This is a genomic window from Bacillus swezeyi (genome assembly GCF_030908325.1).
GTDB lineage: Bacteria > Bacillota > Bacilli > Bacillales > Bacillaceae > Bacillus > Bacillus swezeyi.
Window position 1 is genome coordinate 345,829 of sequence record NZ_CP133085.1, and the last position, 18,810, is coordinate 364,638.

At 45.8% G+C, this 18,810-nt stretch carries 18 protein-coding genes and 1 pseudogene; 14 read left to right on the forward strand and 5 right to left on the reverse strand.

Annotated features, from left to right (window positions below):
* Positions 1-192: 192 nt before the first annotated feature.
* Entirely contained in the window at positions 193-1,005 is an 813-nt protein-coding gene (locus RBH91_RS01885) for an ABC transporter permease subunit (protein WP_307893275.1), read from the reverse strand.
* Positions 1,002-1,889, reverse strand: coding sequence for an ABC transporter ATP-binding protein (locus tag RBH91_RS01890; protein WP_076758103.1), 888 nt, complete (start codon positions 1,887-1,889; stop codon positions 1,002-1,004). Before RBH91_RS01890 ends, RBH91_RS01885 begins: the two co-directional genes overlap by 4 nt.
* 152 nt (positions 1,890-2,041) lie before the next feature.
* On the opposite strand from RBH91_RS01890, the gene RBH91_RS01895 reads away from it, so the two are divergent.
* Together RBH91_RS01895 and RBH91_RS01900 are read left to right on the forward strand one after the other, a co-directional pair.
* Positions 2,042-2,629 carry a TetR/AcrR family transcriptional regulator gene (locus tag RBH91_RS01895; protein WP_307893276.1) on the forward strand — a complete coding sequence of 196 codons (588 nt, stop codon included), beginning with the start codon at positions 2,042-2,044 and terminating at the stop codon, positions 2,627-2,629.
* Positions 2,630-2,763: 134 nt separating this feature from the next.
* A complete protein-coding gene (locus tag RBH91_RS01900; RefSeq protein WP_307893277.1) occupies positions 2,764-4,656 on the forward strand; it encodes a DUF2207 domain-containing protein in 1,893 nt (630 codons plus the stop codon).
* Between the two features lie 297 nt (positions 4,657-4,953).
* Here RBH91_RS01900 and RBH91_RS01905 read toward each other — a convergent pair whose 3' ends face one another.
* Both RBH91_RS01905 and RBH91_RS01910 read right to left on the reverse strand, forming a co-directional pair.
* Positions 4,954-5,424: a DUF4188 domain-containing protein gene (locus tag RBH91_RS01905; RefSeq protein WP_307893278.1), complete on the reverse strand. Its 471-nt coding sequence runs from the start codon at positions 5,422-5,424 to the stop codon at positions 4,954-4,956.
* Positions 5,402-5,982: pseudogene (locus RBH91_RS01910) on the reverse strand (PadR family transcriptional regulator). Before RBH91_RS01910 ends, RBH91_RS01905 begins: the two are co-directional and overlap by 23 nt.
* A 291-nt stretch (positions 5,983-6,273) precedes the next feature.
* On the opposite strand from RBH91_RS01910, the gene RBH91_RS01915 reads away from it, so the two are divergent.
* The 12 genes from RBH91_RS01915 to RBH91_RS01970 all read left to right on the forward strand — a co-directional run bounded on the left by RBH91_RS01915 (position 6,274) and on the right by RBH91_RS01970 (position 17,291).
* Positions 6,274-6,876 (forward strand): TerD family protein, encoded by a 603-nt coding sequence (locus RBH91_RS01915; protein WP_076758112.1) that lies wholly within the window; start codon positions 6,274-6,276, stop codon positions 6,874-6,876.
* A 27-nt stretch (positions 6,877-6,903) separates the two neighbouring features.
* Positions 6,904-7,485 (forward strand): TerD family protein, encoded by a 582-nt coding sequence (locus RBH91_RS01920; protein WP_076758114.1) that lies wholly within the window; start codon positions 6,904-6,906, stop codon positions 7,483-7,485.
* A 69-nt stretch (positions 7,486-7,554) separates the two neighbouring features.
* Positions 7,555-8,133: a TerD family protein gene (locus tag RBH91_RS01925; RefSeq protein ID WP_076758117.1), complete on the forward strand. Its 579-nt coding sequence runs from the start codon at positions 7,555-7,557 to the stop codon at positions 8,131-8,133.
* Between the two features lie 62 nt (positions 8,134-8,195).
* Complete coding sequence (locus RBH91_RS01930; protein WP_076758119.1) at positions 8,196-8,969, forward strand: TerC family protein; 774 nt, start codon at positions 8,196-8,198, stop codon at positions 8,967-8,969.
* Positions 8,970-9,063: 94 nt separating this feature from the next.
* Entirely contained in the window at positions 9,064-10,257 is a 1,194-nt protein-coding gene (locus RBH91_RS01935) for an HpcH/HpaI aldolase/citrate lyase family protein (RefSeq protein ID WP_307893279.1), read from the forward strand.
* Positions 10,247-11,566, forward strand: a complete 1,320-nt coding sequence (locus tag RBH91_RS01940) for a phosphoribosyltransferase family protein (RefSeq protein ID WP_307894619.1) — start codon at positions 10,247-10,249, stop codon at positions 11,564-11,566. The genes RBH91_RS01935 and RBH91_RS01940 overlap by 11 nt, the downstream gene beginning before the upstream one ends.
* A complete protein-coding gene (locus tag RBH91_RS01945) occupies positions 11,559-12,668 on the forward strand; it encodes a cysteine protease StiP family protein (RefSeq protein ID WP_307893280.1) in 1,110 nt (369 codons plus the stop codon). The genes RBH91_RS01940 and RBH91_RS01945 overlap by 8 nt, the downstream gene beginning before the upstream one ends.
* A complete protein-coding gene (locus tag RBH91_RS01950; protein ID WP_307893281.1) occupies positions 12,665-13,480 on the forward strand; it encodes an HAD family hydrolase in 816 nt (271 codons plus the stop codon). Before RBH91_RS01945 ends, RBH91_RS01950 begins: the two co-directional genes overlap by 4 nt.
* 11 nt (positions 13,481-13,491) lie before the next feature.
* Entirely contained in the window at positions 13,492-13,728 is a 237-nt protein-coding gene (locus RBH91_RS01955) for a helix-turn-helix domain-containing protein (protein ID WP_076758132.1), read from the forward strand.
* Positions 13,718-15,322 carry a YceG family protein gene (locus RBH91_RS01960; protein ID WP_307893282.1) on the forward strand — a complete coding sequence of 535 codons (1,605 nt, stop codon included), beginning with the start codon at positions 13,718-13,720 and terminating at the stop codon, positions 15,320-15,322. Before RBH91_RS01955 ends, RBH91_RS01960 begins: the two co-directional genes overlap by 11 nt.
* Positions 15,323-15,339: 17 nt before the next feature.
* Positions 15,340-16,434, forward strand: coding sequence for a toxic anion resistance protein (locus tag RBH91_RS01965; protein ID WP_076758139.1), 1,095 nt, complete (start codon positions 15,340-15,342; stop codon positions 16,432-16,434).
* 155 nt (positions 16,435-16,589) lie between these two features.
* The gene (locus RBH91_RS01970) at positions 16,590-17,291 is read left to right on the forward strand and encodes a cytochrome c biogenesis CcdA family protein (RefSeq protein WP_307893283.1); all 702 of its coding nucleotides are present in this window, start codon (positions 16,590-16,592) and stop codon (positions 17,289-17,291) included.
* A 251-nt stretch (positions 17,292-17,542) separates the two neighbouring features.
* On the opposite strand, the gene RBH91_RS01975 is transcribed toward RBH91_RS01970, so the two are convergent.
* On the reverse strand, positions 17,543-18,748 hold the full coding sequence (locus RBH91_RS01975; protein WP_307893284.1) for a nitrate/nitrite transporter: 1,206 nt from the start codon (positions 18,746-18,748) through the stop codon (positions 17,543-17,545).
* Between the last annotated feature and the right edge of the window lie 62 nt (positions 18,749-18,810).

Genomic DNA, 18,810 nt, shown 5'->3' on the forward strand with positions numbered 1-18,810 from the left:
TAAACAGGGAAGTCTGGTGAGGATTGTGAAGGGGAAATTAGCAGTTACAAACGGTACTACCGGAAAATTTTTGGACCTAACTTAATTAATTTCAAATTAGGTTTATAGGAACATCAGGTTAATTATGTTATCGAAAATTTTATGGATTTCAACGTTACAAGACACCACCCGTTTATCACGGGTGGTGATTATTTACAGCGGCAGGTCGCGTTTTTTAAAGATCATAATGCTGATCAGAAAAGCGGCCGAGCCGATGGTGAATAGAATGAGAGATACTTCCGCGATATTGGCATTGCCGTTGACAATATCGCTCGGTCTGAATAAAGAGAAAATCGATATGTTTCTTAACCATTCTGTTTTCTCGCTTAATTTGCCGATCAGATCTAAACTGAAGAATAAAAATGTGATGCCTCCGGAAAGCCCGAGGGCTCTTTTTTCATCATTTGAAATGGCCGAAAAGAGAAACGAAATGCCGCTGACCGCAAAGAAAAGCAAGAAACCAAGCAGATTGAGCATAAGAAACCTGGACATATTGAAGTCATACTCATCCCCGAGCATCAAGTGGTAGCCTGCCAGCCCGGCAATGGTTGTCACGGCCATGATGACAAATAAACCTGTAGTCAGGACGCTTGCCTGTGTGAAAGCAACTTTTCCCCTCGTTGTCGGCGTTGATAATATATAAGCCATTGAACCTTGATCAACCAGTTTTGCCAAAAGCTTAGTCGACAGCATCACAGAGAAGATCGAAAGAATAACGATAAAGATAAGGCCGTAATATTCTCCTGACATAAAATCCTCAAGGTTTCCGAGCCCGTTTTCAAATCCAAAAGCGTTTAGAAAACCTTCAGGCATCGATTTGATCAGTTTCTCAATATCCTCTGCATTTCCTGCCATGCTCGGATAGATGCCCAATATGAGTAGAATATAGAAAGCGGAGCCCATCGCATAGCTCATGATTCCTTTCATATTCGTTTTCATCATTTGTTTGTAGAGGGCAAGATTCATTGCACTGACCCCTTTCTGTCATAGTAATCCATAAACACTTCTTCCAAGCTTTGTGATGAAACATCGATGTGCCGAATCTGATATTTGGCGGTTTCTTTAATCAATTGGTCATGATTACCCAAGACGGCGACTCTGACCCGATTGTCCTGACGGGATTCGATTTGCAGTCCGGATTCCATGAATGCCGGAATGTCGGCAGGGTTTTCAAACGTTACTTCAAACACCTTCCGCTGCATCGACTGCAGCTCGCGAATATCTTTGACAGCGATGATGATGCCGTCTTTAATGATGGCGGCCCTGTCACAGGTCTTCTCGATTTCCGGAAAGCTGTGGGAGGACATTAAAAAAGTCGTTCCTCTGGCTTTTTCTTCGAGCACGATGTCAATAAACACTTGTTGCATCAGCGGGTCAAGGCCTGATGTCGGCTCATCAAGGATGATCACTTCAGGACTGTGCATGAAAGCGGCGACAATCCCGACCTTTTGCTTCATGCCTTTTGACATTTTTCTAATCGGCGTGTGAACATCGAATTGCAGCCGTTCGATCAATTCGTTGCGCTTGGCCGTATCATGAACGCCCTGCATGTCTGCCATAAAATCGAGAAACGTTTTTCCTGTCATCCCCTCGATAAAAGCGATTTCCCCCGGGAGATAGCCGATATGCCGCTGAACCTCGCCTTGTTTTTTCAAAATGTCCATCCCGTTTACTTTTATGTCACCTTTATCAGCTCTCATAAAGCCCATGATATGGCGGATGGTCGTCGATTTTCCGGCGCCGTTCGGTCCTAAAAATCCAAAAACTTCTCCTTTTTGCACGGCAAATGATACATCAAATATGCCTTTTCCGTTTGAAAATTGCTTTGTCAGTCCTTGAACTGTCAGCATGGTGGCACCTCCAACAAATGAAAGATATGAAATAATTAAATAAAAATATTACATAATTTATTTTACGTTCATATGAACTTTTTTGTCAATGAGAATTGATGAAATATTTTTATGTTATAATTTCATTAAGAATTTTTAATAAGGATGGTTATATGAACGGATTTGAAAAAAGAGCTTTGCTGATTAAAGAAAGGATCAGGAAAACGACGCTGGAAATGCTTAAAACGTGGGAACCAAAGCGAATCCGGATAACCGATATCGCAAAACAGGCAAACGTATCACAAGTGACGATTTATAATTATTTTGGCAGCAAAGAAGCGCTGTTGAATGAAGTCTTCAAAGAATATATTGACCAAGCCGTCGGCGAGTTTGAAGAATATATGAAAAAAGATATACCGGTAAAGGAAAAGATCGAATTGATGATTTTGCAAAAGAAAGAAGCCAATGATCAACAGTTTGCTTTGACGATGGTGAAGGAGCTGATGATTGAGGATAACGAAATCATGGACTATATAAAAAAACAATATGACGACAAAATCATCCCCCTGATGCTCCAAATGATAGAAGACGGCCACCGGTCAGGCGAGATCTCTCCTAAAGTCACCGCACAGGGCCTTCTCGTTTTTATGAACATGATTATTGAACATTCCAAAACATTGGGTGAAGAATATGAAAAGAACAGACAATTTGCGGAAGAGATGCAGCATATTTTTTTCTACGGCCTTTGCGGAAGGCCTTAGCCACAGGGCGGGCAAGGGAAAATCCTTCGTTTTGAACAATTGTGTCATCTCTGTCATTTCTGTGAATGGGTGAAACAATTTCCTCGCTTTTCCGTATATAAGGCAGATACAAAAAACGAAAGGATTTACCAATGATGAAGTACTCCTTTTTCTTTTTTATGCTCATTGCTTTTTTTCTTCTCTCGGGATTTTCTATAGCGGGTCAATCTTTTTCAATTGACCGTGTTGATATTCAAGCCAATGTCAAAGAAAATGGCGATTTGGATGTTCAGGAAATGTATACATACGATTTCAAGGGCTCCTTCAATGGGGCGACAAGATCGTTCAGCAAGGATGAAACAGGGCGCATCAAAGGCTTTAAAGCGTACCTGCTTCCGAAAGACGGGGGAAAACGAGGCGGGGACCGGCCGTTAAAAACAACACTGGAAGATGGAACCTACTTTGCTTATACCTCATCTAAAGATGAAAGAAAAAAAGTGCTGTTTCACTATGTTGTCGAAGATGCCGCGCAAAAATTTGAAGACACCTCTGTTTTACGTCATTCTTTTTATGAAAAAACAAACACAGACTATCATCATGTGAAGATCCAGGTGAAGCTGCCGGATTCGGTAAAGGCATCCGATATTCATGCGTTCCTGCGTGATAAAGGTGACGGTGAGATCACTAAAGTTCACAACCGAACCGTTACTTACCAAAGCGGTTTTTTCCGGGCGGGGACAAGCTCAGAGCTGAGAATATATTTCCCGCAAAGCGCCCTGCCAAAGGCGGTCCGCCACCCGTCCTACGAGACGAAAGAAGATTTGCTGGCAGAGGAAAAGAGTGAGGCACACCGTTATGCCAAGCGGGATGAACGGCTGGGAAGCGCAGATAGGCTGACATGGATTTTTTCCAGTATTATCGGTTTGCTGATTATCTTTATCCTCTTTCTTTCATTGATGAAAAAGAAGCGCCAAAAGCTGCTGCCGATTGAAAGGCTGGAAAACTTTGATCCTGTGCTGGTTGCTTTCTTATTCAAAAAAGGAAACTTCACAGACTCCGACTTGCTGGCCGGTCTGCTGTCGCTTTATCAGCGGGGGCTGATCACAATGAAAAAGGTGAAGGCGGAAGATCGGTTTCTTCGTGACAGCAAAGCGCCTGATGAGACATATCAATTCGAATTCTCGGGCCATAAATCAGAGCTGCCGAAGCCGGATCAGCTCTTAATTGAAAAGCTGTTTGAACAAAAGGGAAATGACACTTATTCGTTCAGGCTTGACTCGCTCAGCGGACCGACCGAGGAGGAAATTGAACAGGGGGAAGGATTGGAGAAGTACGAGCGAAAGAGAATCATTCTTCAAAACGTCGTTCAAAAATGGACGGAAAGCATTAGACAAGATGCTGTATATAAAGAGTTTTTCCAAGAGAACCGCTGGCTCCGGATGCTGTCGCTTTCACTGCTTTTCGTCCATACAGGGCTCCTGCTCTATATCCTGTATGCGGATATTGCGCCTCAAGCCGGTTTTATGTCGGCGTGCATCATATTTGGGTTTGCCTTATCGGCGGGGATTGTTCTGGCCAAGTTTAAACTGTATACCATCTTGTTTTTTCTCGGGCTGTTTTTTGCATCTGTCTTTACGGACAGCATCCATACCATTATGTTTTACGGTGTATGCCTCGGGCTGTCTATTCTGTTAATTGCCCTCATTCCGTCTATTAAGGAAAGCAGGTGTGCCTCCATCTACAGGAGTTCGGTTCTTTCATGGAGAAATCAGCTGAAAAAAGGAGAATGCCTTTCAGGCAGAAGCCTTTCTGAAAATGAAAACATCATGGTATATGCGATTGTGCTTGACATTGAGGATGAATCCATGGCATTTATCAAAGAATCGGAAAACAGGCTTGAACATGCCTTTCCTATACTTGGAATGGCCGCTGCCGGCTATTTTCATTATCCGTTTTACAGCTGGCAGCAATCAGCGGCTGCTCAGAATCATGCCCATGAGGCGGGAAGTTCGGGATCGGACGGGGGCAGCGGAGCAGGGGCTTTCTAATCGACGACCAACAACTCAAGTGTGGCCCGAAACCTTTGCAGTCCAGGAAGAGCGGGTCTCGGGCTTTCACAGGATGTGATGATGGCGGTGTTCGGAGAGGACGTCCGCGCACTTAACCGTCGTTCCTTCCTTTTAGATGTGATGACGGCGGAGTTCAGGCAGGACGCCTGAGCCTTCCTTGAACGTGAGCACCGACTCAGCAGGCCTGACAACGAATGCGATGGTTTGTCGACACGCTGAGGTTATCGACTTTGCGATAGCCTTTTCATCAGCTTGGCGATTTCGGTCTTGTAAAGATTATTCCCGCATCCGCTGTTCCGCCGTTTTTGTGCTTGGGGTGACGGGTTTATGCCCATAGGCTTTCGCCAGACCGAATGCCGGCATGTTGTGATAAAAAGTTTCGTAGCGGCCCTTCGGGATCGTATATGTTTCATGATAAATGCCGACAGCGCCTGATGCGGCTGTTTTTTGATAAAAGCGGCGCCAGGCTGCCATATGCTTTTTCCCTTTTGCATAATCGGTCAAAGCTTCGAAAGAGCGCCAGTATTGAATAAGAAAGATCGTCCGGAAATTGATGGATGATTCTAAAGAGAGGAAGCCAAGATTCTTGTTTTGATAAAGCTCGCGAATCATTGGAGGCATAGCAGTAAAAACCGGCCACCATTTATGAACTGCGTGCCATTTGTTGATTCTCATGCCAATCACAAATACAACCACTTCATCCTCGGGATCAGCCGTAAAAGGCTTAGTGATGATCGTTTTTCCCATCTGTCTCGTCCTTTCCGCTTGTCAGCCGTCTGATTGTCGCTTCACACCATTCGATTCCGGCCAGTGTGCTGCGCTTTCCAAAATCCAGTGTAAACAGCCAGTACTCAGCATCTGTTGAATGATCGCTGCACGACACGATCGACTGTTCGATTGCTTGATACGTCTCATACCGTTCCTGCAGCTTGTGCTGATATTCCTTGACTTTACGGCAGTCACCGAGCGCTTCTGCTGTTTGCAGAAAAATAGCTTTAGCAGAAACTCGTTTTTCTCTGTTGCAATTTCCTTGATCGGCTCTTCCAGCCAGCTTTGCAGCGCTTTTTTTCCCTCGGCTGTGATCTGGTACTCCTTTCTGTCCGGTTTTCTTTCTTGTGCAGCTGGTGCAGCCGTTACCAATCCGGCTTCTGTTAATTGATTGAGAGCTGGATAGATTTGGCCGTAGCTGATTTTCCAAAAGTGATGCAGGCTTTGATCGATCATTTGCTTCATTTCATATCCTGTCCGATAGCCGGCTGTCATCAATCCGAGCAATGCATAAGTCGTCTGGTTTCTCTTTGTCATGAATGCCGCCTCTCTATACCTTTTTGATATATGGTAGCGAAACCGTTTTTCATTTGCAATATGATGACACAATTTCTCTATCAATGGATTAGGCTCAAAAGATTATAAAAAAATATGAATTTATACGAAACTTTTAGATGGATCAAGCCGTATATATAGTTAAGCGAGTTAAATAATGATTCATTAGTCGTGTATTTGTGCAGAGATGAATCACGCTGGCGTGATCATTAGATTTTTTAAAGCTTTTTAACTTATGCAGCAAAGTTTATGATGAATGAGGGAGTGAACGATTTGGCTATTTCTTTAGAAAAAGGTCAGCGGGTTGATTTAACAAAAGGTAATGCGGGGCTTTCAAAAATTATGGTCGGCCTCGGCTGGGATCCTGTTGCTTCTGGCAGCGGCGGTTTTTTTGGTAAACTGTTTGGAGGGGGCGCCCCGAATATCGATTGTGATGCCTCTGTGCTGATGCTGGAAAATAACAGAATGACAGAAAAGAAGAATGTCATTTACTTCGGAAATTTAAGAAGCAGATGCGGCAGTGTTGAGCATACAGGCGACAATTTGACAGGGGAAGGAAGCGGCGATGATGAGCAGATTATCGTAGATCTTCACAAGGTTCCCGCACATATTGACAAGCTGGTGTTTGTCGTCAATATATACGACTGCGTCAAACGAAACCAGCATTTCGGAATGATCGAAAATGCATTCATACGCGTTGTTGATATGAATCATCGTCAAGAGATGGTCAAATACAATCTCAAAGACGACTATTCAGGACGGACAAGCCTGATTGCGGGAGAGATATACCGCGACGGAGGCGAATGGAAATTCACGGCTGTCGGAGAAGGCACAAACGATACGAGCATTACGGAAATCGTCAAACGCTACGCCTAACTAAAAAAGCGAAAAGGAGCGATGGAGATGGCAATCTCACTAGCGAAAGGGCAGAAGGTCGATTTAACCAAAACAAATCCCGGGCTTTCAAAGGTAGTCGTCGGATTGGGCTGGGACGTCAATAAATATGACGGAGGAGCCGATTTTGACCTTGATGCCAGCGTATTCCTGCTGGATGCCGAAGGCAAATGCGCTTCAGAAAAAGACTTTATTTTCTATAACCAAACACAAGGCGGCAACGGTTCTGTTGTACATACAGGCGACAATCGGACAGGCCAGGGCGAAGGAGACGATGAGCAGGTGGCGATCGACTTGAACTCCGTACCTGCCGATATTCATAAAGTTTCTTTTGTCATTACAATTCATGAGGCGGAAGCCCGCAGCCAAAACTTCGGTCAAGTGTCAAACGCCTATGTCCGCGTGATCAATGAAGATTCCGGCGAAGAGTTAATCCGCTATGATTTGGCTGAAGATTTCTCGATTGAAACGGCGCTGATCACCGGTGAACTTTACCGTCATGGCGGAGAGTGGAAATTTTCAGCGATCGGCTCAGGCTATCAAGGCGGACTGGCGCGGATTGCCACTGATTTCGGCCTGCAAATCGGCTAGCTATTTGGATCGGAAGACACAGAATGCACTGACTGCAGCGGCCTGATATTTCGTAAGGAGGTTTTACACATGGCTATTCAGTTATCTAAAGGACAGCGAATCGATTTAACGAAGACGAATCCGGGCCTAACAAGGGCATTGATCGGATTAGGCTGGGATACAAACAAATATACCGGCGGAGCAGACTTCGACTTGGACGCCTCCGCCTTCCTTGTCGATGGCAGCGACAAATGTGTGAACGATCACGACTTTGTTTTTTACAATAATCTTGAACATCCGAGCGGTGCTGTCATCCATACGGGCGACAATCGGACGGGCGAAGGTGAAGGCGATGATGAGCAAATCATTGTCGATTTTTCCAAAATTCCTGCACATGTTGAAAAAATCGGCATCACGGTTACGATTCATGACGCAGAAAGCCGCAGCCAAAACTTTGGACAAGTCTCCAATGCATTTGTCCGGCTGGTTGATGAGTTTACAAATGAAGAGCTGCTTCGCTTTGATTTAGGCGAGGATTTTTCGATTGAGACAGCGGTTGTGATTTGTGAATTGTACCGCCACGGATCAGATTGGAAATTTAATGCCATCGGCAGCGGATTTTCCGGAGGATTGGCATCGCTTTGCCGCAATTACGGCTTGCAAGTTTAGTTTTGCTGACTGAACCACGCTGTGGTTCAGTCTTGCTTTTCAATATTAGGAGGTAACCAAAAGTGGATTTATTTCATCATATTATTTCAGTTTACGCCTCGTTTTTTGACTGGGACATGTGGGTCGAGGTCTTAACCGATCCAGTCTCTTGGGGGCTGATCGGCTCTCTCGTTGTGCTGGAAGGACTTTTATCAGCGGATAATGCCTTGGTTCTCGCTGTCATGGTCAAACACCTTCCGGAAAAACAGCGCAAAAAAGCGTTGACCTACGGTTTGATCGGTGCATATTTCTTTCGATTTTTATTTATCGGGCTCGGCATGATCCTGATTAAATTCTGGTGGATCAAGCTGGTCGGCGCCGCATATCTGGCGTGGCTCGTGATCAAGCATTTCTTTATCGGTGAAGGCGATGATGAATCCAACGCCTTGAAAAAAGACAGCTGGATGGTTCGAGTTTTCGGGGTTTTCTGGGCTACAGTCATTTCTGTGGAACTCATGGACCTTGCCTTTTCAGTAGATAGCATTCTTGCCGCATTTGCGGTGTCTGAAAAAGTCTGGGTGCTGTTGATCGGCGGTATGCTCGGCATCTTAATGATGCGGACAGTCGCGAAATTCTTCCTTAAGCTGATTGATAAAGTGCCAGAATTGGAAACAACGGCATTTGTTTTAATCGGAATCATCGCATTGAAAATGGCCGGAAGTATATGGCACATTGAAATGCCGCACAGCGTGTTCTTTATCATTCTGATTGTCGCTTTCGCAGCTACATTTATCATTCATTATATGAACAAACAAAAGGCTGTCAAAGAACAAACGGCTGCTTCAAAAGAAGAATAAAAACGCAAATACAAAAAGGGGGGGAGTGGATCTGCTCCGTCCCTTTTTACATCATAGGAGAAATCAATTTCCTATTCAGAAGAAGGTGACCCGTGTGCAATACTTTCATTTTTTATCCCCCTCTCAAAAAGAACATGTCTTTTTCAAACAGCCGGAGCCGGTGACGAAAGATTCTCCGAAACACATACTTGAGTATGCGCTGGGAGCTACGCTTTATGTTCCGGGAAACCGCAAAGATATTGCGGACATGATCATTAAGCAAAAATATCCCGAACTTTGCTCGGTTGTTTTTTGTCTTGAAGATTCAATCGGTGACTGTGAAGTTCTTCAGGCTGAAAACAATCTTGTCAGTCAGGCCGATATCATTTATCAGGCTCAAAAACTGCGGACAATGGACAGCGATGTTCTGCCGCTGATGTTCATCCGTGTGCGGGAGCCTGAACAAATGCTTGAACTGGGCAATAAGCTGGGCCGGGCGCTGCACTTGTTTACCGGGTTTGTTTTCCCTAAGTTTTCAACATTTAATGCTGAGCACTATCTCGATACGTTATCAAAATTATCAAAAGAATCCGGCATCACCTTATATGGAATGCCGATTTTTGAGACGCCTGATTTACTAGCGATGGAAACAAGGACAAAAGCATTGCAGGAATTGAAATCGACGCTCGTCTTTTATCAGGATGTCATTCTGAACATACGGATCGGCGCTACTGATCTGTGCGGCCTCTACGGGTTGAGAAGGAAGCCGCATACGCCGATATACAGCATTATGGTCATCGCTGATTTTATCAAAGACATGATCAATTATTTCGGATTGCAGTTTGTAATATCCGGACCTGTATGGGAGTACTTTGAAGACACTGCCCAAACCGATGCGCTTCTTACGGGCCAGACTTCGTATTGGACAAAAGGCAGAGGTGGAGATCTGCATTGTTTCAATGCATATATGGACGGACTGATCAATGAAACACGTCTTGATCTCGCCAACGGCATTCACGGCAAAACCGTGATACATCCGACACATTTAAGAGCGGTGCAAAGCCTTCATGTCATTTCAATTGAGGAGTACTTGGACGCCTTAAGTATTGTCGAAAGTGCTGACGGCACCCGCGGTGTTGTGAAAAGCTCTTTTTCCAATAAGATGAACGAAATCAAGCCGCACTTGAGCTGGGCGAAAAAAATACTTTTAAAGTCAGAGATATTTGGGGTGTATCATGAAAACCGCAGCTACATGGACATACTTGCAGCACAAAAACCGATTTCGAATATTGGATCATATGGAAGTTGAATTGTCGATTGCTGACAATCCGCTCTCTATCCCGCCCCAGGCGTTGTTCGAGATGGCGGCGAGAATCAATAAAAAGCGGGGCTTTTTGTTTGTCAGCAAAGTCCTCGGCAAACACATACCGGTTCATCCTTTAAAGCCGCTGCTTGCCTCAGGGCTGTTGGCGATGGAGCATGCCGAGAGAACTTCCGGGTCTGTGATGGATGTGAAAGCCGAAGTGGCGGCAGGGCTTTTAGAGGAGGATCATGAGAGTGTGAAAAAGGCTTATGATCTTCTGAAACAGCAGCGCATTCAGCTGTCTGAATCTCCGATCGTCATCGGGTTTGCGGAAACGGCGACAGCGCTCGGGCACGGTGTGTTTGACTGTATTGAAGACGCGGCGTTTATTCATACAACAAGAGAGGCCTTGCAGGACATTCATCCGGAGCTTGTATTTGAAGAAGAACATTCTCACGCCGTTGATCAGCGATGCTATACAGACGGGCCGGTGTTTGCCTCTGAGGGACCTGTGATTCTTGTAGACGATGAAATCACAACCGGAAAAACGGCGCTGAACATCATCAAAGATATCCAGAAAAAGCACCCGCGGAAGGCGTATGCAATTCTTTCTCTATTAGACTGGCGCTCTGAGGCGCATAAAGAAGAGTTTCGCAAAGCGGAAGCAGAGCTCGGTGTGACCATCTCGACGACCGCTTTGCTGTCCGGGGCTGTCGCATTTCATGGAACAACGCTGGATCAATCATCCTATGATTATGAGCCGGAGGGCGCTGCACAGAACGTTTCCGTCCGCCAAATTGATCTTGGTGAGTACTTCACAGCGCTTCCGCATGCAGCAGAAAAGACTGGTGAAGCCTCATTTGTGAAAGAGACCGGCCGTTTTGGCATCACTCAACATGATAGACGGGATATCGGGAAGGCCTGTCAGAAAGCGGGCAACCGCCTTCATACAATGCGAAAAGGGAAGCGCGTGCTGTGTTTAGGGACAGGCGAGTTTATGTATCTTCCGATGAAAATCGCGGCTTTTATGGGGGAACATGTTTCCTATCAATCAACAACGAGAAGCCCGATTCATCCGTCTGACAGAGAACGCTATGCCGTAAAGAACGGCTACTCCTTCCCAAATCCGGAAGATGAGGCTGTGAAGCATTTTGTCTATAATCTCCCAAAGCAGGGCTATGATGAAGTGTTTGTGTTTGTTGAAAAGCCGGTCACACAAAAGTCGCTGCGGCCGCTCCTTGAGATTTGCAGCGATAGAAACATAGAGAATGTCACCATTGCGACTTTTTCCAAAGGAAGTGATAGCCATGACTGATAGAGCGGTGAGGATGGGCAGCTATCCAGCATCTGATGTGACCTTTCTTCTAAAGGACCTGTCAGGCATTTCAATCGAAAAAAGCACAAAGGAAAGGGAAAATCTGATTCAAAGCGGCACACATTATTCAGAAATGCTGCCTGTTGAATATAAACCGACAGGCGAATATATGAATTTGTTTTATGCGTCGCTTGAAGACAGCAAGCGAAAGGTAGCCGAAGCTGTCGCGATTGTCGCTGAACAAATTGTTCAAAAGCGCGGATTACATACAGTGCTGTGCAGTTTGGCGCGGGCCGGGACGCCGATCGGCGTGCTGATTAAGCGGTATATTGAATATAAGCATCATAAAGCGCTCCCTCACTACAGCGTTTCGATCATCCGCGACAGAGGAATTGACGAGAATGCGCTGCACTATATCCTTAGGCGCCACCCCGGAGATTCGGTTGCATTTATTGACGGCTGGACGGGAAAAGGCGCGATTACAAAAGAATTAACGAGGGCTGTTTCCGATTTTAATAATAAATACGGAACAGCGCTTTCTTCTGAGCTGGCGGTCCTGGCAGATCCGGGATACTGCTCATCGTTATTTGGAACGAGGGAAGATTTTCTTATTCCGAGCGCCTGCTTGAATTCCACGGTATCCGGTCTTGTCAGCAGAACCGTGTTAAATGAAAAATGGATTGGAAAAGACGATTTCCACGGAGCAAAATATTATGCTGATCTGCTTGAGGAAGATGTATCAAATCTCTATGTCGATGCAATTGCCGCCGAGTTTCCCGCAGTAGAAAAAACGGCCGCGGAAACGGCAGCCGTGCTGATGGAGGACAGGGAGGAACCGGATTGGCGCGGACTGGCGTCAATCAACAGCATTCAAAAAGAGTTTGGCATTGATAACACGCATCTCATTAAACCCGGTGTTGGTGAGACAACGCGTGTCCTGCTGCGCAGAGTGCCTTGGAAAATTTTAATCAAGCCCGGTTCAGAAAAACGGCTGAAACACATCTTGCTTCTTGCCGAAGACAGGGGCGTCCTGGTGGAAGAATACACGGATATGTCATACAGCTGCTGCGGATTGATACGTCCGGTCGGGAGGGACAAATGAAAGCTTTCGCGAGTGATTTAGACAGAACACTGATTTATTCAAAAAAAATGATCGACACCTATGGGGGAGAGGCCGGCTGCCAGCTGATCGAAACGCTTGACGGCAGAGAGATTTCCTTTATTTCGGAGAAGACGAGGGAGAACCTTCGCAAGATCCATGAAGAAATGCTGTTTATTCCAGTCACGACCCGGACGACGGAGCAATACAAGAGAATCACCTTTTTTCAAGAGGCCGTGATTCCTGAATACGCGATTACAACGAATGGAGGCTGCATTTTAAAAAACGGCAGTCCAATCAGGGAATGGTCCAGCTTCATCGATGGGCAGCTTCAATCCTGCATGCCGATCAAGGACATGCTGGAGGAAATCGCCAAGCTTCCGTTGTCACAGCTGGCAGAAAGAGTCAGGACGGCACACCACTATTTTGTATATTTGATTTTCAGTGAAGAAAATGTGGGCAAGATCAATGCCTCTGCCGCAAAAGCATGGGCGGCTGATAAAGGATGGCAGGCATCTCTGCAAGGGAGAAAGCTTTATTTTATTCCAGAGCCGCTGAATAAATGGAGAGCGGTTGATTATTTAAAAAACCGGCTGAACATTGACGAAGTATATGCGGCTGGGGATTCGCTGCTTGATTTTGATTTGATCGCGCAGGCTGATTACGGTGTTTCTCCCGCCCACGGAGAAGTGCTGCAACATCATCCCGATCTCAATGCAACAGTCCGGCTGGGCATGAATGCAGCAGACGATATAACGGAACATATTGTTAACCTCCTGATTCCTTCAAGCCAAAGAAAACAAACAATATTTTAGGATGATCAGTCATGATTAAAATAATTGATCTCAGCAGCCGCGACATTCTCAGTTCCCAGCAAGCTTGTGAAGAATGGGGAATTGACTCGTCAACGCTCCGCAAAAGAGTACACGATTTTCCTGTAGGAACAATCAGAAAGTTTGGGACAACCTATGCTGTGACCAGAGCCGGCATGTGCGCCGTTTTTGGACGGGAAAATGAAACCCAAATGAAGAAAGGGGGGACGGCTGAGCGCTATGAATCATGATGTGAACATTCAAAACGCACAGGTTAATGATGATGAATGGAAGCAGATCGTCCATAAGCCGCTATCAGAAAGAACCCCTTATGAAAAAGGCGATCGACTGACGTTCAGCCGTGTGGCTGGGCGGATTCTCGGGACGCCGCATGATGAAACAGATTACTATATCCATTTGCATGAGCTGTATGTGTCAGACGATTTTCATGTTTTGAGCGAGACGCTTGAGAAGACAATTGCTCCGGAAAGGTTTCAGGCCATACAGCAAATCCATATGATCAATCAGAAAGAAAAAGGGCTTTCCGTCAATCGGTTTGTCGCTTTTCTTGACGGAGAGCAGCTTATCGTCAAGCATCCCAATCCCGCCATGCACCGGCATTTAAGGAAGTCGCTTATCGAAGTGCTGCAGACGTTTCAGTCTTCCCATGAAACGGGTTTTAACGATCCTGACTTTCGCCGGGTTCTTCTTGATCTTGTCAAATGGATGGGCAATCATCTTGAGAAGTGGCTGAAAGAGGCCGATATTGAAAATGACATGCCGAAAGTGATTTGGTACGGGGATACAACAAAAAGCCAAAGGTATTTTTTATACTACTTGATGCTCGTCGGGTGTGATGTGCTGATTTTTCATCCGGAGGGAAAGGATTCATTTCAGGAAATCGATCCGGATCAAAAGCTTTCTTTTGTCTACTCTTATCCGGGAACCTCCGCACTCGAGCCGTTTCCGACAGAAAAACCGCAGCGCAAATCAACGGTGGCTTACCGCTCAACAAAGGAATTGGACACTGTGCTGCACAATGAAGATTCCCTGATGTATAAACCGTGGCAATTCAGGGAGCACACTCCGGTTTCCGTCACACTGAAAACTACCTATGATGAGCTGTTTTTAATCGCAAAAGAGCGCGCTTTTATCAGGCCGAATTTTCAGGCGTCCAAATCAACAGTGGACATTCCTAACTTGTTTGCGATGGTCATGGGTGTCTCCGGCAATGAGAAAGAGTACTGGGACCGTTTGCAGACATTGACGGAGTATAAGGAGTCTTATACGATCCGGCGCTTTCCGTTTACAAGTGAAGAGAAGTCGAATTATCAGTTCCATTACGGCCATGCTCTTGATCAAACAGGCGGGATCGATCCCGGCCGGTTGATGGAAAGCAATGTCTGGCGCTACAAGCATTTGCCTGAGGGCGTTCAGCGCGGCATAGCCCAAGCCGTTTCACGGATGTGCAAAAACCCGAGTCTTTTGGCATTAAACAATGAAAAAGAAGCGGATGTGCAGCTGTATCTGTTTACACAGGCAGTATGCCTTCCGCCGGAGCTTGTGAACCTGATTCAGACTTTTGACTATTCACAGACAGTGCCGAAACTGATCTTGTATCATACCGAACAGACAGGCGCATTATCGCGGTCGGATGCTGCGGCTCTGCTTTTATTAAATGAAATCGGCATCGATATCATCGTTTATAATCCTCCGGGTCATAAATGCATCGACCACTATATTGATGATCAGCAGTTTGATACTCACTGGCTTGATGAAATGTCATTCAATCAGGAGTTCAAGGAGCCGTCAATCGTACGAAAGTTCATCAATAAAATCTTTTAAATAAGGGGGCCATCCAGATGGCAAATACGAATGAAACAAACATCGTCAACATCAATAAAGAGGAAGAAATCACGGTTGAAAAAGCGGAGGATATACGTGTCAAACTGCGCCAGGAACCTGAAGTGCAAAGCCTTGCCCAGCAGATTGACGCGAAAAATCAAGTGGCGCTTTTAGAATTCGGAAAGGAACCTGCTCTTGAAATTTCCAAATTCTCCGACCGCATTCTCTCAATGATGAGAACGAACAGTGTCACAGATTCTGGAGCCATGCTGACCCAGCTCGGCAAAATCATGGACCGCTTTGACAAAAACGATTTTGAAGAACAGAAGGGCCTTCTGTCTAAATTCTTCAAGCGCGGCAACAGCTTAATCGAGAAGATATTTAAAAAATATCAAACACTCGGCGGTGAAATTGAAAAAATCAATGTCGAAATTTCCAAGTATAAAGATGAAATGACAAAATCGACAGTAACGCTCGATGAAATGTACGAGAGCAATCTCAACTACTATGTGGAACTAGAAAAATATGTCGTGGCCGGCCAAATGAAAATAGAAGAATTGCAGCAGCTGATCCCTGATTATGAGGCGAAAGCGGCCAGCGGCAACCAAATGGCGCAGATGGAGCTCGACACGCTTCGTAACGGCATTCAGGCATTGGAAGAACGAGTGTATGATCTAGACATGGCGCGGATGGTTGCGATCCAAACAGCACCGCAAATCCGCCTGCTTCAGCGAGGAAACACAAAGCTGATCGGAAAAATCAACTCCGCTTTCATCATCACGATTCCGATCTTCAAAAACGGCATCATCCAGGCTGTTACCGCCAAGCGCCAGAAGCTTGTCGCTGATTCAATGAGCGAACTCGACCGCCGTACAAACGAAATGCTGAAACGAAATGCCGAGAACATTTCCAGCCAGTCCGTCGAGATTGCCAGAATGTCAGGCAGACCTAGCATCGATATTGAAACAATCGAACAATCTTGGAATACGATTGTCAAGGGGATGCAGGAAACCAAGCAGATCGAAGAAGAAAACAAACGTCTGCGCGAGGAAGGATCAAAACGTATTCTTGAGCTTCAGAACAATATAAAAAAAACCGCATTGAACGGTTAATGCGGAAAGTGAGCCGCCCTCGGGCGGCTTTTTCATTTCAGATATGTTCATAGAAATGAAGAAAATCTCGGCATGAGGGGAGCAGTTTTTTATGTTATGATGGACAATGAGAGTGATATGGAAAAAAATATATAAAAATGAAGCGGGTGGAAATCATGGTCACATGGTGGTTGGCGTTCGGCGGCGGTTTCTTGTCGTTTATTTCTCCGTGCTGCCTGCCTTTGTATCCTTCTTTTATTTCTTACATTACCGGGATTTCAGTCAGCGATTTGAAACATCAAAACTCAAAACATATGAATCAATCCGTGATGATTCATGCAGCATCTTTTTTGGTTGGGTTTTCCGTTATCTTTTACATACTGGGTTTCTCGGCCAGCTCAATCGGACTGCTATTTGTGAAGTACCACAATTTGATCCGGATGCTGGGCGGAATTTTTATCGTTGTCATGGGGCTGTTTTTACTTGGGGTTTTTCGCCCTGCATTCATGTTGAAAGAACGGCGGTTTTCATTTAGAAAAGGAAAAATAGGCCTATTCAATTCGATGGTGGTGGGGGTGATCTTTGCCGCAGGATGGACGCCTTGCATCGGCCCTATTTTTGGCACGATTGCATATGCAAATTTTGAAAACCCCAATCCCGCTTACACCTTTATGACGGTGACCGCCTATTCATTGGGATTTGCGGTTCCTTTTTTGCTGATGGCTTTTTTTATCGGAAAAATAAAGCCGTTCATGAAATACTCGAATATGCTGATGAAAGCGGGCGGCGCCATCATGATTATCATCGGTGTCCTTCTTTATACAGACAATATGATATGGTTTAATATTTGGTATTCGAATTTGACAAACCTTTTCTAGATTCCCTCCGCGCCCTGCGGCGTCAGATGCACGGGAGGACGCGGGGATCACCCTGCCTTACGCCAACAATATATACAACTAAGCCTTCTTTGCGGCACTGAAAAATGACCACCGGCTTCAGTCTCACACCTTGAGGAAACGAGCGGCGGTGAATTGCCGCACGAAAGAACGACCAAATACAAAAAGCTGATGGGCCGTCTTGAACGGTTCACCAGCTTTTATATTTTAGGGGGCTTTTGAGGCAGCCCTTTCTAAATTCTGATTGATTTCTCCGCGGCTTTCCATTGTTTTTTCCATCCGGCCTGAGCGAGTAAAAGCAGCCCCAGGGCTAAAAAAGCGATGCCGGAAAAGGTGAGGAATCCGCTTGAATAAGTGCCGGTTATTTGCTTTAGCGTTCCAAGAATATTCGGGAGAAAGAATCCGCCGATTCCCCCGGCAGCACCAACGATCCCGGTCACCATTCCGATTTCTTTTTGAAAGCGCTGGGGCACAAGTTGGAATATCGCGCCATTCCCCATGCCGAGGCAGCCCATCCCGATAAACAATGCAGCCGTGACAACCCCGAGCGACGGGAGCATGCTGACGGAGCACATGCAAAGAGCCACACCGACAAACAAAAATTGGAGCAAGCGCACACCGCCAATTTTATCGGCAATCCATCCGCCGACAGGGCGGAGGCAGCTTCCGGATGCGACCACAAGCGTTACAAATTCGCCGGCTCTGACCGCAGGGACGGAATACTGGGATGCGAAAAAGTAGCTTAAAAAGTTTGACAGGCCGACAAATCCCCCGAATGTCACACTGTAGAGAAGGCAAAAATACCAAGTGTCCCTTTCTTTAAAGACAGCAAAATATTCTTTAATCGGTTTTGGCTTAGGCTGATTCGGAGGCTCTTTCGCCATCAGGAAATAGCTGATAAAAACGAGCGTCAATGGAATCAGCGCCAATCCCATCACACCGTTCCAGCCCGCATGCTCCGCAATACGCGGGCCGAACAGCGTGGCAAGCAGTGTTCCGCTGTTTCCCGCACCGGCTATACCCATAGCAAGACCCTGCAAATGCGGCGGATACCAGCGGCTCGCCATTGGCAGAGAAGCGGAAAAACTTGCTCCGGCAACTCCTAATAAAATCCCGATAACATACAGTTCGCCGACAGTTGATCCGAACTGCCATCCCCATATCAGCGGGATCATCGTCACCAGCATTCCGCCGATGGCCGTCTTCTTCGGACCAAAACGGTCGGTTAAAATGCCTAAAACAATGCGGAAAACAGACCCGGCCAACGTAGGAATAGCGACAATCAATCCAACCTGTGAAGGTGATAAATCAAAATCCGCCGTGATATAAACACCAAGCGCCCCAAGCAAAACCCAAATCATAAAGCTGACGTCGAAATATAAAAAAGAAGACAACAAGGAAGGCGCATGCCCGCTTTTCCTCAAATCCGCCAATTTCAATTGCAACACTCCCCATCCGATAGATTCTAGAACTTATCATGACAAAATAAAATGGGGTTGGC

Bases quoted from the DNA above. Each gene is read 5' to 3' on its own strand.
- RBH91_RS01885 (WP_307893275.1), bottom strand. From the start codon at position 1,005: ATGAATCTTGCCCTCTACAAACAAATGATGAAAACGAATATGAAAGGA.
- RBH91_RS01890 (WP_076758103.1), bottom strand. From the start codon at position 1,889: ATGCTGACAGTTCAAGGACTGACAAAGCAATTTTCAAACGGAAAAGGC.
- RBH91_RS01895 (WP_307893276.1), top strand. From the start codon at position 2,042: ATGAACGGATTTGAAAAAAGAGCTTTGCTGATTAAAGAAAGGATCAGG.
- RBH91_RS01900 (WP_307893277.1), top strand. From the start codon at position 2,764: ATGAAGTACTCCTTTTTCTTTTTTATGCTCATTGCTTTTTTTCTTCTC.
- RBH91_RS01905 (WP_307893278.1), bottom strand. From the start codon at position 5,424: ATGGGAAAAACGATCATCACTAAGCCTTTTACGGCTGATCCCGAGGAT.
- RBH91_RS01920 (WP_076758114.1), top strand. From the start codon at position 6,904: ATGGCAATCTCACTAGCGAAAGGGCAGAAGGTCGATTTAACCAAAACA.
- RBH91_RS01925 (WP_076758117.1), top strand. From the start codon at position 7,555: ATGGCTATTCAGTTATCTAAAGGACAGCGAATCGATTTAACGAAGACG.
- RBH91_RS01940 (WP_307894619.1), top strand. From the start codon at position 10,247: ATGGAAGTTGAATTGTCGATTGCTGACAATCCGCTCTCTATCCCGCCC.
- RBH91_RS01945 (WP_307893280.1), top strand. From the start codon at position 11,559: ATGACTGATAGAGCGGTGAGGATGGGCAGCTATCCAGCATCTGATGTG.
- RBH91_RS01950 (WP_307893281.1), top strand. From the start codon at position 12,665: ATGAAAGCTTTCGCGAGTGATTTAGACAGAACACTGATTTATTCAAAA.
- RBH91_RS01955 (WP_076758132.1), top strand. From the start codon at position 13,492: ATGATTAAAATAATTGATCTCAGCAGCCGCGACATTCTCAGTTCCCAG.
- RBH91_RS01960 (WP_307893282.1), top strand. From the start codon at position 13,718: ATGAATCATGATGTGAACATTCAAAACGCACAGGTTAATGATGATGAA.
- RBH91_RS01965 (WP_076758139.1), top strand. From the start codon at position 15,340: ATGGCAAATACGAATGAAACAAACATCGTCAACATCAATAAAGAGGAA.
- RBH91_RS01970 (WP_307893283.1), top strand. From the start codon at position 16,590: ATGGTCACATGGTGGTTGGCGTTCGGCGGCGGTTTCTTGTCGTTTATT.